The sequence below is a fragment of the Aeromonas sp. RU39B genome (genome assembly GCF_900156095.1).
Lineage (GTDB): Bacteria > Pseudomonadota > Gammaproteobacteria > Enterobacterales > Aeromonadaceae > Aeromonas.
Map to the genome: position 1 here is coordinate 109,530 of NZ_FTMJ01000012.1, position 14,623 is coordinate 124,152.

Genomic DNA, 14,623 nt, shown 5'->3' on the forward strand with positions numbered 1-14,623 from the left:
ACTCCTTTGCTAAGGCGGGCATGGTAGCGCCTCACTCGGTGGTGAGCAATCGGGTATCGTACGCCAGCGCCAGCAGCTCTTCGGCTTGGCCACGGATCAGCACCAGCAGTTGGGTCAGCATACGTTGCTCGTCACTGTCGCTGGCGCCCACCTCATCAAGCAGCTCGGGTTGCACGGCCGGTGCATCGCCAAGGGGCTGCTCAGCACTGATTTGGCGGGCTGCTTGCTGCAGGGTATCGAGCAGGTATTGGCGTACCGGCGGCAACTGCTCGATGCCTTCGAGCTGATCGCGATGAGCGCCAAGCGCCGAGATATAAGAGAGCAAGGCGTGGTTGTGCCAAGTCAGAGAGAAACAGAGATCGAGAAAGCGGCGCCGGCTCTGCGGTTCAACCAACATGCTCTGCCAAGCTAAAGCCAGCTCGCTGTCGGCCAGATGGGCCTGTTTGCGGGCAACCCGGTAATCGAGCGACTCACTGCGCCCTTGGTGCAGCAGGGCCAAGACGTGATCGAGATAAGTGGCGTTGGCACACAGCGAGGTGGCGATTAGGGCGGGCAGGCGCTTGTATTGCCAATCAGGCCAGAGCCAGGCCACCAAAACGTAAGAGAGCAGGCAACCGACTGTGGTATCAAACAGGCGCGGCGCTACGATAGCTAATCCCTGATTATCGAGCAGGTTAAACGCCATCAGCACATAGAGGGTGATAAAGCAGACGGCGGCGCTGTAGTTAAGGCGGACCTGGGTAAAGAATAAAAAGGCCGCCAATCCCATCACCATCAGCTGGGCGTCGGGGTTGGGCAAGAGCAGCAGTACTGGTACGCCGAGTAATATCCCGATGAAGGTGCCGAGCATCCGCTGCATCAGGCGCCGGCGGGTTGCGCTGTAGCTGGGTTGGCAGACAAACAGCAGGGTCAGCAGGATCCAGTAGCCACGCTCCAGTGACAACACTTGTAGCAGGCCATAGCCCAGCACTAGCCCGAGTGACATACGCAGCGCGTGGCGCAGTAGCAGAGAGTCCAGGCTGGCATGGCGTTTAAGCTGCTGCCAGCCGATACGCTGCGGTTTTGCGAGCTCAGCCACTTGCGCCGAATGACTTGCCTGCAAATTGGCGGCGCTGGCCAGCAGCGCGTTGATATTGGCCAGGTTTTTTCGCAAGAACTTCATTGGCGTCAACAGCGAGCTGGGGTAGTGCTGCTTGAGATGGGTGAACTCCAGCTGGTCATCAAGTGCCTGTAGCGCCCAGTGAGTTCGGCGGCTGTGTTGATAGGGGGTGTGCAGCATGATGCTGTGGCCGAGCTGCTGGCACGCTTCGCCCAATTGCAGCAGCACTTCCTGAAAACCGGCCAGCACCATCTCTTGTTTGAGATCTTGCTCCAACTGGCTATAGGGATAGTGGCTTGAAGTGGCACGCTCGTGGATCTCCTGCCCCAGCAAATAAAGCTGCAGCAGACGGCCTAACTCCGGGTCATTACTGTAGCCAAGGCGGCTGTTGAGGCTGCTTTTGGCCAACGTCATGGCCTGCACGACGTCGATATTGAGCTGGGCCAGTCGATGACGCAGCGCCTGAGTGCCGGGCTCATCGGCAGGAAACAGCTTGGATTTTTCGCACAGATAACGGCCGAGGGCATAAAAGCCTTGGGCCAGTTGCTCATGCAGTGTTTTGTGGGGGAGCACCAGCAGCCAAATCAGGGAGATGACGCCATACCAGAGTGCGCCTGCACTGAGTAGCAGTGGCTGGTGATAGAGGTTGGGGGCAGTGGCCGCACCGAGCATGGTATAGACGGCAATGAGCAGCGAGCCAAAGCTGATGGTGGCGTAGCGCTGCCCGAGCGCGCCCACCATGACAAACAGAAAGCTGGAGCAGGCGAGCCCAATAGCAAACAGCCAGGGCCAAGGGAACAGGTATTGCACGCTAAAGCTGGCAAACAGGAAACAGGCCAGCGTCATGGCCAAATTCTTAATTCGCCCGAGAAAGTGATCATCGGTCTCAGCGATAGCCCCAGCCACTACGCCAAGAGAGAGCAATACCGCGATTTTCAGATCGCCGGTGGTGACTGAAAAAGCCACGATACCAGAGATGGCGATCAGCACTTTGCAAGCGAAATAAACGTGGCTGTCAGTTAAGAGACGACGAAAGAAGTTGAAAAGATTCATGGGCATAGGGTGTCGGCGACAAAAGACTCCCCAACATGTTACCCGATTTTTACCCAAGTAGACTGATCCTGATCAGCCGCCAATAAAAACCCCGCACGAAGCGGGGTTTATCATCCAACTCAACATGGCTTAGTTGCGGTTGCCACCCAGCAGGGTCAGCAGGCTGACGAAGATGTTGTAGATGGAGATGTAGAGGCTGATAGTGGCCGAAATGTAGTTGGTCTCTCCACCGCGGATAATCTGCTGAGTGGTCAGCAAGATGGCGCCGGAGGAGAAGAGCATGAACATGGCCGACAGCGCCAAGTGAAGCGCCGGCATCTGCAGGAAAATGTTGGCAATCATGGCAACCAGCAATACCCAGAAGCCGACAAACAGCATGCCACCGATAAAGGAGAGGTCACGCTTGGTGGTCAGGGCATAAGCCGACAAGGCAAAGAAGGTCAGTGCAGTGCCGCCGATGGCGGTCAACACGATATCACCACCACCGTTACGCAGGAACAGGTTGATGATGGGGCCGAGGGTATAGCCCAGGAAACCGGTAAACAGGAAGGTAAAGACCAGTCCCATGCTGTTATTACGGTTCTTTTCGGTCAGGAACATCAGACCGTAGACACCGACCAGCAAGACGATCCAGTGGGGGGCGGGCAGTGCCAGCATGGCTGACACCCCTGCGACAATGGCAGAGAAGCCCAGCGTCAATGAAAGCAGGAGGTAGGTATTGCGCAAAACCTTGTTGGTATCACGGACGCCAGTCTGTACACCACTGTAGATAGAACGGGTTTCCATCTTCTCATTCCTCATAAAAATCGTGCCAGGGCAACAGAGCCCGCAGCCAATCCGATAGTGGGGTTGCGCCGGGCTCAACGCAACCCTTGGCGCATATTATTGCCTAAAAACCTGTATAGCTCATGAATAAAGGGTTGCAAATGAGAGTGGCTCTCGTTTAACATTGAGCGTGTTATAGTATAACATTTCTCGAGGTGTTCAGGTGAAGGCTAATATCCATCCGCACTATCGCCAAGTGCTGTTTCATGATCTCTCTGCTGATACGTTCTTCCTGGTAGGCTCGACAATCGCAACCGATCGTACCTACCGTTGGGAAGATGGTCAGGAGTATCCCTATGTCACGTTGGATGTCTCCAGCGCATCGCATACGTTTTATACCGGCAAGCAGAAGCAAGCCTCTCAGGAAGGTCAGGTGGCCCGCTTTACCAAGCGTTTTGGCCAGTTTGCCGGGGGGCCGCGTTCATGAAGGTGGTTTCATCGCTTAAATCGGCCAAATCACGCCACCCCGACTGCCAACTGGTGCGTCGTCGCGGCAAATTGTTTGTCATCTGCAAAAGCAATCCGCGGTTTAAGGCCCGGCAACGCTAAGTTGTGATGAGCGAAAAAAACGGCAGGTGCGAAATACGCCCTGCCGTTGTTGTTTAAGCCTGATGGCGTCGCTGCCAGCGTCGCCTGACCGCAACGGCCCATCCTTGATGCAGCAATACGGCCCCCAGCAGGGCAGTGATGATACCCAGCACAATGCATCCCAGTAGCAGACTCGGGCCTACGCTGCTCAATGAATGCTGCAGCCATGACCAGGAGAGCTCCATGGTAAAAGGCTGTACGGGTGCTGTACGCAGCCAAGCGCCCAAGGCGTAGGCACTGTAGAACAGAGGCAGCATGGTCAACGGATTATTGAGCCACACCAACGCCACGCAAAGGGGAAGGTTGACGCGAAACAGCATCGCGCCGGCTGCAGCTAACAACATCTGAAATGGCACTGGCATCCAGGCACAGAAGATACCGATAGCTAGCGCGCCGGCGGCGCTGCGGCGATTAAGATGCCAAAGGTAGGGTGCATCCATCAGGGGACCAAACAGACGCAGCACACGGTGTTGACGCAATCGTTCCGGGTTGGGAAGGCGTCGGTTGATAAAGGTTTTTAGCTGCATGCAGTCATCAGAATGGCCAACGAGGGGCCTGAGTGTACGACAGCCTGTGCGATGGTGCCAATTCAGTCGCTTAGCGTGCTATCCAGTAACGCCACACCCTGACTGCGCACAAGGTGATCAGATAACCAAGCAGTGCGCTAATCAGCCCCAGCAGCAAAGAGCCAGTCAAAAAAGGCGGTAGCAGCCTTCCTGCTTCCTGTTCAAACCACCGGACGCTCCAGATCAGGTGAAAATGCTCCGGTGTGATCCCAAGTAGTCGGCAGCCTGTTTCATAGGCCACCAGATACATAAATGGCAGTGTCGCCGGGTTATTAAACCAAACCGCCAGCAAAGCAAGCGGCAGATTCAAACCAAAAAACAGGGCCAGCACGACGGCGAGCAGGCTGTGCATGGGTAAGGGAACCCAGGCGGTAAAAAGGCCTGCCGCCATGGCGCCACTGAGTGCAACCGGAGTTGCTTGCCACAGACGCGGGGCCAGCAAACGCTCGCCAAACAGGGTAAACCAGCGTTGCTGGCGCAATTGCTCCGGGGTCAGACCCAGGCGTTTAAAAGAAGGGTGATGCACAACGACTTCCATACAGCTGCTTGCTGGTCAGTGTAAGTCTTTCGTGCCACAAGACCAAGATTGGCAAAGTCGGCGGGTCAAACGAATACTTCTAGGCCATGGATACCCGATTGCTTCTCTTCGCCCTGGCGGCCAGCTCCGCTCTGTTTTGGCCAATCCTGCCGGATTGGCCCTGGCTACTGTTGCTTGTCGTTTTAGGGGGGATTGCCGCTGTCAAAGCACCTCTGTCATATCGCGGTTGGCTGCTTGCGGTGCTCGCCGGAGCAGGATGGATGCAGGTCAATTTGACGATGCGTCTGGAATGGCTCGATCTAGTTAAACCGGGGGCAGAGATGACCGTCACTGGGCGGCTGGAACACCAAGAGACCATCTCTGATCAGTTTTCCCGCATACAGCTCGCGCTCGAGCGGGTGGATAATCATCCGCTGTGGCCGCGTCCGCAAGTACAAATCAATGTCTATCAAGCCCTGCCGCCACTTTCTACTGGCAGCCTGCTGACAATTCGCGCCGCTTTAAAACCGGCTCACGGTCTGGGCAATTATGCCGGATGGGATGGGCGGCGCGTGTTGCTGGGCAAAGGGATCACCGCAACAGGGTCACTGCGCGAGTGGGGGACGCTTGCGCCCGTTGGGTTTCATTGGCGCGATGCGTGGCTCTCTCGCGCCAAACAAAGTTGGCAGGATTTGGTGACGGCGCCACTGCTCTCGGCCCTGGTCTTTGGAGAGCAGGCTGGTGTGAGCGATGCGCAGTGGGCGCTGTTTCGTGCCACCGGACTGACCCATGTCATCGCCATCTCCGGGCAGCATATTGCGATTGTCGCGGCACTGGCCGGTTGGCTGGGGGCGCTGTGGGGCATTCGGCCTGCCATCATTGCCGCGACCGTTGCTGCCATTATTTATAGCGCACTGGCTGGCTTTTCGGTTCCTACCGAGCGGGCGTTGATCATGGTGCTGATCTGGGGAGGATTGCGCTGGCAGCGGCGCGAGTGGCCGGCTTGGCGGGTATGGTTATGGGCCTGGGTCTTGCTGATTGTATGGGATCCCTGGTCACTCTGGTCAGCCGGATTTTGGCTCTCATTACTGGCGGTTGCCATCATTCTTGGTGCCGGGATTGTGTGGCGGCGACCCGGCCCCTGGCGGTTACAGTGGCTGATCATGCTGGGGTTATTGCCGCTGCAGCTGATGCTGTTTGAAGGCTGGGCGCCCTTGTCACTGCTTATCAACTTGCTGGCCCTTCCCTTGTTTGCCGGCGTGATAATTCCATGTTCACTGGTGGCCGCTTTACTGCTGCCCCTGTCTCCAGTTTTATCGCATCTGCTATTTGTCTTGGTGGACTGGCTCTTGGATGCGCTTATGCAAGCATTGGCGCTGATCGCCGGGGAGGTTACGCTCTGGTTTCCTCTTCCTCCTGGCTGGGCTGCGATCGGTTGGTTGGTGATAGTGGGCCTGCTGACCCGAATGCTACCCGGCGGCCGCTGGATCGGGTTGCCCTGTCTCACCGCGATATTGCTCAGTAGCAGCCAACCTGCGTCACGTTGGCAATTGTCGGTGCTGGACGTGGGGCAGGGGTTGTCTGTGGTATTAAGCCAGGGTGGACGCGCTCTGATTTATGATACCGGGGATCGTTATCCCGGCGGCTATAACATGGCCGATGCGGCGTTGCTGCCTCATCTGTGGGCTCAAGGTGTGCGGGTTGTGGATCTGCTGGTGATAAGCCACAAGGATCGCGATCATGCCGGTAATCGGCAGGCGGTGCTCAATGCATTGCCGGTGCGCCAAGAGATCTCGTCTTACCCGTTCAGTATGCAAACCCAGCCATGCCAAGCTGGCGACATGTGGCACTGGCAGGAGTTTGAGACAGCGGTGTTGTGGCCGCCCTTTGAGCCAAACAGCTCGCTTCATGGCAATGACGCCAGCTGCGTGCTGCAAATTCGCCATGGCGTGTGGCGGGCGTTGCTTGTCGGTGATATTGAGGGCAAAGCCGAGCGTCTGCTGGTGGAGCGTTATGGCACGCAGCTCAAAAGCGATCTCTTGATTGCGCCGCACCATGGCAGTAAAACCTCATCCACGGCGGCGTTTGTGGCCGCAGTGGCGCCACAGACGGTGGTGTATAGCGCCGGTTATGTCAATCGTTGGCGCTTTCCAAGGCCCGAGGTGGTGGCCCGTTATCAACAGATTGGCAGTCACGCCTGGATAACCGGGATTGATGGTGAAGTTCGGGCATATCAACGTGGAAATGAGGTTCGAATGGATGCCAGACGTGAGCAGGGCCCCTGGTATCGGCGCGATGGTACTTGGTGGAAACCGGCCCTTTGGCTAGAATAGCCCGTCTTTTTAAAGCTTAGGGTCATACATGTCTAACCCAACACATGATGAAGACGGCATCGCCGTTCTCAGACGACTGATGAGCTATGTCAAAGAGCGCCGACTCGGTTTTGTCGGCGGTGTGATTGGCATGCTCGGTTTTGCCGCAGTCGATGCAGTGTTTGTTTCTTCCATCAAGCCGCTGATTGATGAAGGCCTCAGTGGCAAAAACAGTGCGATCCTTACCTGGATGCCACTGTTTGTTATCCTTATCGTTGTCCTGCGTGGATTTTGTAACTTCCTTTCTTCTTATTGCATGGCATGGGTGGGTAACCATGTTGTGATGAAGTTGCAGCAAGAGGTGTTTAACCATCTCATGGCGCTACCTATGTCGTTTTTCGACCGGGAAAACACGGCGCATCTGCTGTCCAAAATTACCTACGATGCCAATCAGGTCTCCAACTCGGCTAGTTCTGCACTGGTGTCGCTGATCCGGGAAGGGGCAACTGTTATCTTCCTGATCGGATTGATGTTCTATCAATCCTGGCAGCTCTCGATGGTGTTTTTGATCATTGGCCCTGCGGTGGGCGTCCTGATCTCTGTCATTAACAAACGTTTCAGAGCCGTATCGCGCCAGTCGCAACGCTCTATGGCAACCATGACAGCCACCACTGACCAGATGCTCAAGGGGCACAAAGAAGTGTTGATGTTCAATGGCCAGCAGGTTGAGAAAAAGCGTTTTGCCGATGTCAGCAACAAGATGCGGCGCCAGAACATGAAAATGGTCTCTGCCGATGCCATCGGGACCCCGGTCGTGCAGGTGGTGGCCTCTTTTGCGTTGGCGATCGTACTGTTTGTTGCCACCATCGATGACGTGCGCTCTACCATGACTGCGGGTACGTTCACACTGGTGATCACCTCGATGATGATGCTGATGCGTCCGCTGCGTGAAGTCACTCAGGTTAACACGCGCTTCCAGCGTGGCATTACCGCTTGCCAGAGTCTGTTTGGCGTACTGGATACCCCGACCGAACAGGACAATGGTGAGCTGGTGATTGAACGAGTCCGTGGTGAAGTCGAGTTCCGCAACGTGACTTTCACCTATGCTGGCAAGACGACGCCTGCCTTGAATAATGTGAGTTTCACCATTGCTGCCGGAAAATCGGTGGCGCTGGTTGGGCGATCCGGTTCGGGTAAAAGTACTATCGCTAGTTTGTTGACCCGCTTCTACGAGATCGATCAGGGTGAAATTTTGCTTGATGGGGTCAATATCCGCGAATATACCCTTGCTAATCTGCGCAGTCAGTTTGCGTTGGTATCGCAGCAGGTTCACTTGTTCAACGACACCGTTGCCAACAACATTGCTTATGCTGCCGCGGAGCGCTTTACCCGCGAACAAATTGAGCAGGCAGGCAAGATTGCCCACGCTGATGATTTTGTGAGCAAGATGGAGCAAGGTTATGACACCATGCTGGGCGAGAATGGCACCAACCTCTCCGGCGGCCAACGCCAGCGGGTAGCGATCGCTCGCGCCTTGTTGCGTGACGCGCCGGTGCTGCTGCTGGATGAAGCAACCTCGGCGCTCGATACCGAATCCGAGCGCCATATTCAGTCTGCGATTGATGAGTTGTGCAAACAGCGTACCTCGCTGGTCATTGCGCACCGTCTCTCCACCATCGAGAAGGCCGATGAGATCCTGGTGATCGATGAAGGCCGGATTGTCGAGCGTGGCAACCACAACCAACTGATGGCCAAGCAGGGCGCTTATGCCCAGCTGCGCGCCATTCAGTTTGGTGAACACAGCTAATGCTCGACGCCATTTGGTATAAGAAAAGCCCCCTGCGTTGGGGGCTTTGGCCATTGGCTGCTCTGTTTGGACTGATATCGGGTGGACGTCGCTGGCTGTACCGAACCGGTTGTCGCCACGCTTATCGCTCACCTTTACCGGTGATCGTCGTCGGTAACCTCTCGGTGGGCGGTAACGGTAAAACGCCAGTGGTCATCTGGTTGGTCGAATACTTGCGTCAGCAGGGTTGGCGGCCCGCTGTGGTCAGTCGTGGTTATGGCGGCAAGGCAGCGCACTATCCACTGTGCTTGGCTCAGACCACGACGACTGCCGAAGGGGGGGATGAGCCGGTGCTGATCATGCGTCGCTGCCAGTGTCCTGTGGTGGTCTCCCCGAAACGAGCTGAGGCGGTGCGCCTGCTCGAGCAACGTGGTGATGTCGATATCATCATCACCGACGATGGCTTGCAGCACTACGCGCTGGCACGGGATATCGAGCTGGTGGTCGTCGATGGCGCGCGCCGATTCGGCAATGGCTGCCTGTTGCCCATGGGGCCGCTGCGCGAACCGCTTTCTCGTCTTGCCACTGTCAGTGCCGTGATCTGCAATGGCGGTGAGGCGCAGGCGGGCGAACACGCCATGCAGTTGATGGCCGATGTGCCGCGCCGCGTTATTGATGATGCGCCACTGGATCATGCTCTTGGGCCGCAAGTCGATGCGCTGGCCGGAATTGGCCATCCCCCCCGCTTTTTTGCAACCTTGCGTGAACTTGGCTATGAGCTGGTTCAGGCGCAGGGTTACCCTGATCACCACCCGTTTGATGCAGATGAGCTGCGGGCCCGCTTTAGCGAGCGTCCGCTGCTGATGACTGAAAAAGATGCCGTCAAATGTCGCGAATTTGCGGCAGAAAACTGGTGGTATCTGCCGGTGCGCGCCGAGTTGCCCGAGGCGTTTGCACTGACTCTTAATACCTTGTTGAAGGAGTAACGCTGTGGCTTTGGACCCCAAATTGCTGGATATCGTTGCCTGCCCGGTTTGCAAGGGCAGACTCAACTATGACAAGAGCAAGCAGGAGCTGGTCTGCCGTTTTGACCGCCTGGCTTATCCGCTGGAGGAGGGGATCCCGGTACTGCTGGAAAACCGGGCTCGTCATCTGCCGCTGGAAGAGCTCAACCCATGAGTTTCGTCGTCGTTATTCCGGCGCGTTATGCCTCTACCCGTCTGCCGGGCAAGCCGCTGGCCGATATCCACGGCAAACCCATGGTGCAGCATGTGGTTGAAAAAGCACTCGATTCTGGCGCTGAGCGCGTTATCGTCGCAACCGACGATGAGCGAGTGCAAGCGGCACTCGGCACTTCGGGTGTCGAGGTGTGCATGACCTCGGCGGATCACCAGTCCGGCACCGAGCGTCTGGCAGAGGTGTGCCGCATCTACGGATTTTCCCCTGAGACCATCATTGTCAACGTGCAAGGGGATGAGCCGCTGATCCCGCCGGCGATCATCCGCCAGGTGGCCGATAATCTGGCGAGTGCCTCGGCGCCAATGGCAACCTTGAGCGTACCGATTGAGGATGCCGAGGAGGCATTTAACCCCAACGCTGTGAAGGTGGTGACGGATAAAGATGGTTATGCCCTCTACTTTAGCCGTGCGCCAATCCCGTGGGAGCGTGACCGTTTTGCCAGGAGCCGTGAGGCGATTGGCCCCTTCTTCCAGCGTCACATCGGGATTTATGCCTATCGCGCCGGGTTCATCCAGCGCTACGTTGACTGGGCGCCGAGCCAGCTCGAGCAGATTGAAGCGCTCGAGCAGCTTCGTGTGCTGTGGTATGGCGAAAAAATTCATGTGGCACAAGCACTTGAAGCGCCGCCGGTGGGAGTCGATACCCAGCAGGATCTCGATAAGGTCCGGCAGTTACTGGCGGATTGATGGGCTCTTTTGACGCAGGCGACACTCTCGGGTGTCGCTTTTTTATGCGCATGGGAACGTGGTTTAGCGGTTTTTTGCACGGCGTTTTAGCGGCTTCACGGTTTGAGTTGCGGCCGATTGCCAAATCAGGCAGTTTGGTTATGATGCAAGGCTACGTTGTGCTGCCTGTCAGGCAGAAATGAGAGATGGGGTATCCGGGTGATTAATGTATTTCTGGTCGATGATCATGAGCTGGTGCGTACCGGGATAAGACGCATTCTGGAAGATGTACGCGGGATCAAGGTGGTCGGCGAAGCGGAAAGTGGCGAAGTGGCAGTGACCTATTGTCGCCAGAATCATCCCGACGTGATCCTGATGGACATGAACATGCCCGGTATAGGTGGGCTGGAAGCAACCCGTAAAATTCTGCGTATTCGCCCCGATGTGCGTATCATCGTGCTGACGGTTCACTCTGAAAATCCATTCCCCACCAAGGTGATGCAGGCCGGTGCTGCGGGCTACCTGACCAAGGGGGCCGCGCCCGATGAGATGATCCAAGCCATCCGCTTGGTTCACTCCGGCCAGCGCTATATCTCCCCCGAGATTGCGCAGCAGATGGCCCTGAGCCAGTTTGCCTCCAGCGATGAGAATCCGTTTAAAACCCTCTCCGAGCGCGAATTGCAGATCATGATGATGATCACCAAGGGGCAGAAAGTGAACGAGATCTCCGAGCAGCTCAACCTCAGTCCCAAGACCGTGAACAGCTATCGCTATCGCCTGTTTAGCAAGCTGGGGATCAACGGTGATGTTGAGCTGACCCATCTGGCGATCCGCTACGGCATGCTGGATGCTGACATTCTCTAATTGCAGTAAGCGTGTCGAGCGTTAACAAGACGAGACGTGTTCGAAAGGCGGCCCTGGCCGCCTTTTCCCGTGATGGAGCAGTATGAGCGAGCCCTTTGACAGCAAGGCATTTTTACGGGTGGTGACCCATCAGAGCGGTGTCTACCGCATGTATGACGCCGGTGGCACCGTCATCTATGTGGGCAAGGCCAAAGATCTGAAAAAACGCCTGTCGTCATATTTTCGTGCTCAGGTAGATAGTGCCAAAACCCGTGCCTTGGTCAGCCAGATTGCCGACATCCAGGTCACGGTGACCCACACTGAAACCGAGGCGCTGATCCTCGAGCACAATCTCATCAAGCAGTATCAGCCACGCTATAACGTGCTGCTGCGTGATGATAAATCCTATCCCTGGATTCTGATAACCGGCCATCGCCATCCACGCATCGGCGTGCACCGGGGCGCGCGCAAGATTAAGGGCGACTATTTTGGCCCTTACCCTTCGGGCGGTGCGGTCCGTGAAAGTCTGCATTTGATGCAGAAGATCTTTCCGGTGCGTCAATGTGAAGATGCCGTCTATGCCAACCGCTCACGCCCTTGCCTGATGTATCAGCTTGGCCGCTGCGCGGGACCCTGCGTACCTGGGCTGGTGAGTGATGACGAGTATGCCCGTCAGGTCGAGCTGGCACGCATGTTCCTGCTGGGTAAAAACCAGGAAGTCATTGGCCGTCTGGTAGAGCGGATGGAGCTGGCCAGCAACGAACTGCGTTTTGAAGAGGCGGCCAGGCTGCGCGATCAGATCCTGGCGCTGCGCCGCGTGACCGAGCAGCAGTCAGTCAGCGGTAACGTACTCGACGAGCTCGATGTGATTGGTGTCGCCTTTGAGCAGAGCACCGCGTGTGTGCATGTGCTGTTTATTCGCCAAGGCAAGGTGCTCGGCTCGCGCAGCTATTTTCCGAAAGTTCCCGCAGGCACCGAACTCGATGAGGTGGTCGAGTCGTTCCTGCTGCAATTTTACCTCTCCGATCTGGCCGGGCGACGTATCCCCAGCGAAGTGCTGCTCGATGTGGCGCTGGAAGATGAGAGCGTCATCGCCGAGACACTGACCCAAAGTGCCGGCTATAAGGTGAGGGTGGTGAGCCGCACGCGCTCGGAGCGGGCGCGTTTTATCAAGCTGGCCAGTACCAATGCCCTGACCGCGCTGCAGTCGCGGCTGGCGCACCAGAGCACGATTAGCGAGCGGTATCGCCAGCTCGAAGAGCTGCTTGAACTGGCCGCACCGATTGCACGCATGGAGTGTTTTGATATCTCCCACACCATGGGCGAGCGCACTGTCGCCTCATGTGTGGTTTTTGGCCGGGAAGGACCGGTAAGTGGTGAATATCGCCGTTTTAATATCGACGGCATCACTGGCGGCGATGATTACGCAGCCATGGAGCAGGCGCTGGATCGCCGCTTTGGCAAGCAGCAAGACGCTGACAAGGTGCCGGATATCCTGTTTATCGATGGTGGTCTTGGCCAATTGCGCCGCGCAGAAGAGATCCTGGCCCGTCACCTCGAAAAACTCTCGGGCAAGCAGCCGCTTCTTATCGGTGTGGCAAAAGGGGTAACCCGTAAAGCGGGTCTTGAGACCCTGATTATCGGAGAGACCCACGAAGAGCTGAACTTGCCGGTAGATATGCCGGCACTGCACCTTATCCAACACATCCGTGACGAGTCGCACCGCTTTGCCATTACCGGCCACCGTGCCCGCCGTGCCAAGGCGCGGGTGACCAGCTCTCTGGAAGAGATCCCGGGCGTTGGTCCCAAGCGGCGGCAGGCGCTGCTTAAATATTTGGGCGGGCTGCAAGAGGTAAAACGGGCGGGGATTGAGGAGCTTGCCAAGGTACCCGGCATCAATCAGGCTCTCGCCGAAGCGATCCATGCCGCCTTTCATGGTGCTAACGGGTGACGCCTGCCAGCAGCAGTGCCATAATGGCCGGGCAATGCCGAGTGATGCGCTGCGGTGGTCCTGCCAGCTTGTCGTCATCTTTCCCGGCCGCCCTCTGCCCGCTATGTGAGATATGGTTAACCCGATGACCAATATTCCAAACCTGCTGACCTACTTTCGGATCTTGCTGATCCCGTTTTTTGTCGTCCTGTTTTATCTGCCGTACCAGTGGTCCTATCTGGCCGCTGCGATTGTGTTTATTCTGGCTGCCGTGACCGATTGGTTTGATGGTTATCTGGCGCGCAAGCTCAATCAGTCCACTGCGTTTGGGGCCTTCCTTGACCCGGTGGCAGACAAGATCATGGTCGCCGCTGCCCTGGTGGTGATTGTTGAGCACTACAACACGGTCTGGGTCACTATCCCGGCACTGACCATGATTGGTCGTGAGATCCTGATCTCGGCGCTGCGTGAATGGATGGCCGAGATTGGCAAACGCTCTTCGGTTGCGGTGGGCTGGATTGGTAAGTGGAAAACCTCGATCCAGATGATCTCCCTGACCGGTCTTATCTGGCAGTACAACCTCTGGATGGTGTGGCTGGCCTATCTGCTGCTCTATGTGGCCACCGTGCTGACCTTCTGGTCGATGTTCCAGTATCTAAAAGCTGCCTGGGGCGATCTGCGCTACCACGCCCGCTTCTGATCTCGCCAGTGGGGTGGGAATACTCTACCTTCGCGTAAAAAACATTCGAACGATCAGTCAATTAAACAAATTGGGTTGACTCGCTCGAGTAAACCGCTAGAATGCGACCTCACAGCACCAGCACTGCTGCGTTGCGGGAATAGCTCAGTTGGTAGAGCACGACCTTGCCAAGGTCGGGGTCGCGAGTTCGAGTCTCGTTTCCCGCTCCAATCTCTTTCGAGATTTGGCGCGTTAACAAAGCGGTTATGTAGCGGATTGCAAATCCGTTTAGTCCGGTTCGACTCCGGAACGCGCCTCCATTTTCCAAGGCCCGCAGTGCGGGCCTTTTGCTAATAAGACATGCCCGGATGGTGAAATCGGTAGACACAAGGGATTTAAAATCCCTCGACCTTTGGTTGTGCGGGTTCGAGTCCCGCTCCGGGCACCAATCCGATTAGCATTAAAAACAAGTAGTTAGGAACAGCCACTCAAGCGAGTGGCTTTTTTTATGCCTGCTTGGG

The 14,623-nt window shown here is 56.6% G+C and carries 14 protein-coding genes and 3 tRNA genes; 13 read left to right on the forward strand and 4 right to left on the reverse strand.

Translation table 11 applies throughout. The annotated features are described in order from the left end of the window. Nucleotides 1-31: 31 nt before the first annotated feature. Together yccS and BW958_RS15740 are read right to left on the reverse strand one after the other, a co-directional pair. The gene (gene yccS, locus BW958_RS15735; RefSeq protein ID WP_076576744.1) at nucleotides 32-2,158 is read right to left on the reverse strand and encodes a YccS family putative transporter; all 2,127 of its coding nucleotides are present in this window, start codon (nucleotides 2,156-2,158) and stop codon (nucleotides 32-34) included. Between the two features lie 123 nt (nucleotides 2,159-2,281). Beyond that, nucleotides 2,282-2,938, reverse strand: a complete 657-nt coding sequence (locus BW958_RS15740) for a Bax inhibitor-1/YccA family protein (protein WP_076576745.1) — start codon at nucleotides 2,936-2,938, stop codon at nucleotides 2,282-2,284. A gap of 202 nt (nucleotides 2,939-3,140) precedes the next feature. Between BW958_RS15740 and BW958_RS15745 the strand changes: the two genes are divergently transcribed. Both BW958_RS15745 and ykgO read left to right on the forward strand, forming a co-directional pair. Then, nucleotides 3,141-3,404 (forward strand): type B 50S ribosomal protein L31, encoded by a 264-nt coding sequence (locus BW958_RS15745; protein WP_076576747.1) that lies wholly within the window; start codon nucleotides 3,141-3,143, stop codon nucleotides 3,402-3,404. Beyond that, the gene (gene ykgO, locus BW958_RS15750; protein ID WP_076576748.1) at nucleotides 3,401-3,526 is read left to right on the forward strand and encodes a type B 50S ribosomal protein L36; all 126 of its coding nucleotides are present in this window, start codon (nucleotides 3,401-3,403) and stop codon (nucleotides 3,524-3,526) included. The genes BW958_RS15745 and ykgO overlap by 4 nt, the downstream gene beginning before the upstream one ends. 53 nt (nucleotides 3,527-3,579) lie before the next feature. Here ykgO and BW958_RS15755 read toward each other — a convergent pair whose 3' ends face one another. Together BW958_RS15755 and BW958_RS15760 are read right to left on the reverse strand one after the other, a co-directional pair. Beyond that, nucleotides 3,580-4,092, reverse strand: coding sequence for a DUF2062 domain-containing protein (locus BW958_RS15755; protein WP_076576750.1), 513 nt, complete (start codon nucleotides 4,090-4,092; stop codon nucleotides 3,580-3,582). A gap of 70 nt (nucleotides 4,093-4,162) precedes the next feature. Then, nucleotides 4,163-4,669, reverse strand: a complete 507-nt coding sequence (locus BW958_RS15760) for a DUF2062 domain-containing protein (protein WP_083687372.1) — start codon at nucleotides 4,667-4,669, stop codon at nucleotides 4,163-4,165. An 86-nt stretch (nucleotides 4,670-4,755) separates the two neighbouring features. Between BW958_RS15760 and BW958_RS15765 the strand changes: the two genes are divergently transcribed. The 11 genes from BW958_RS15765 to BW958_RS15820 all read left to right on the forward strand — a co-directional run bounded on the left by BW958_RS15765 (nucleotide 4,756) and on the right by BW958_RS15820 (nucleotide 14,550). After that, a complete protein-coding gene (locus tag BW958_RS15765) occupies nucleotides 4,756-6,981 on the forward strand; it encodes a DNA internalization-related competence protein ComEC/Rec2 (RefSeq protein WP_076576751.1) in 2,226 nt (741 codons plus the stop codon). A gap of 28 nt (nucleotides 6,982-7,009) precedes the next feature. Next, nucleotides 7,010-8,767 (forward strand): lipid A ABC transporter ATP-binding protein/permease MsbA, encoded by a 1,758-nt coding sequence (gene msbA / locus BW958_RS15770; protein WP_076576753.1) that lies wholly within the window; start codon nucleotides 7,010-7,012, stop codon nucleotides 8,765-8,767. Further along, the gene (gene lpxK, locus BW958_RS15775; RefSeq protein WP_076576754.1) at nucleotides 8,767-9,732 is read left to right on the forward strand and encodes a tetraacyldisaccharide 4'-kinase; all 966 of its coding nucleotides are present in this window, start codon (nucleotides 8,767-8,769) and stop codon (nucleotides 9,730-9,732) included. Before msbA ends, lpxK begins: the two co-directional genes overlap by 1 nt. A gap of 4 nt (nucleotides 9,733-9,736) precedes the next feature. Continuing rightward, entirely contained in the window at nucleotides 9,737-9,925 is a 189-nt protein-coding gene (locus tag BW958_RS15780) for a Trm112 family protein (RefSeq protein WP_076576756.1), read from the forward strand. After that, a complete protein-coding gene (kdsB, locus tag BW958_RS15785) occupies nucleotides 9,922-10,671 on the forward strand; it encodes a 3-deoxy-manno-octulosonate cytidylyltransferase (protein ID WP_076576757.1) in 750 nt (249 codons plus the stop codon). Before BW958_RS15780 ends, kdsB begins: the two co-directional genes overlap by 4 nt. 198 nt (nucleotides 10,672-10,869) lie before the next feature. After that, a complete protein-coding gene (uvrY, locus tag BW958_RS15795; RefSeq protein WP_076576760.1) occupies nucleotides 10,870-11,514 on the forward strand; it encodes a UvrY/SirA/GacA family response regulator transcription factor in 645 nt (214 codons plus the stop codon). Between the two features lie 82 nt (nucleotides 11,515-11,596). Then, nucleotides 11,597-13,444, forward strand: coding sequence for an excinuclease ABC subunit UvrC (uvrC, locus tag BW958_RS15800; RefSeq protein ID WP_076576762.1), 1,848 nt, complete (start codon nucleotides 11,597-11,599; stop codon nucleotides 13,442-13,444). A 124-nt stretch (nucleotides 13,445-13,568) separates the two neighbouring features. After that, nucleotides 13,569-14,123, forward strand: coding sequence for a CDP-diacylglycerol--glycerol-3-phosphate 3-phosphatidyltransferase (pgsA, locus tag BW958_RS15805; protein WP_076576763.1), 555 nt, complete (start codon nucleotides 13,569-13,571; stop codon nucleotides 14,121-14,123). Between the two features lie 133 nt (nucleotides 14,124-14,256). Beyond that, nucleotides 14,257-14,332 (forward strand) — tRNA-Gly (locus BW958_RS15810). Between the two features lie 16 nt (nucleotides 14,333-14,348). Further along, nucleotides 14,349-14,422: transfer RNA gene (locus BW958_RS15815), tRNA-Cys, on the forward strand. A 42-nt stretch (nucleotides 14,423-14,464) separates the two neighbouring features. After that, nucleotides 14,465-14,550: transfer RNA gene (locus tag BW958_RS15820), tRNA-Leu, on the forward strand. Nucleotides 14,551-14,623: the final 73 nt, after the last annotated feature.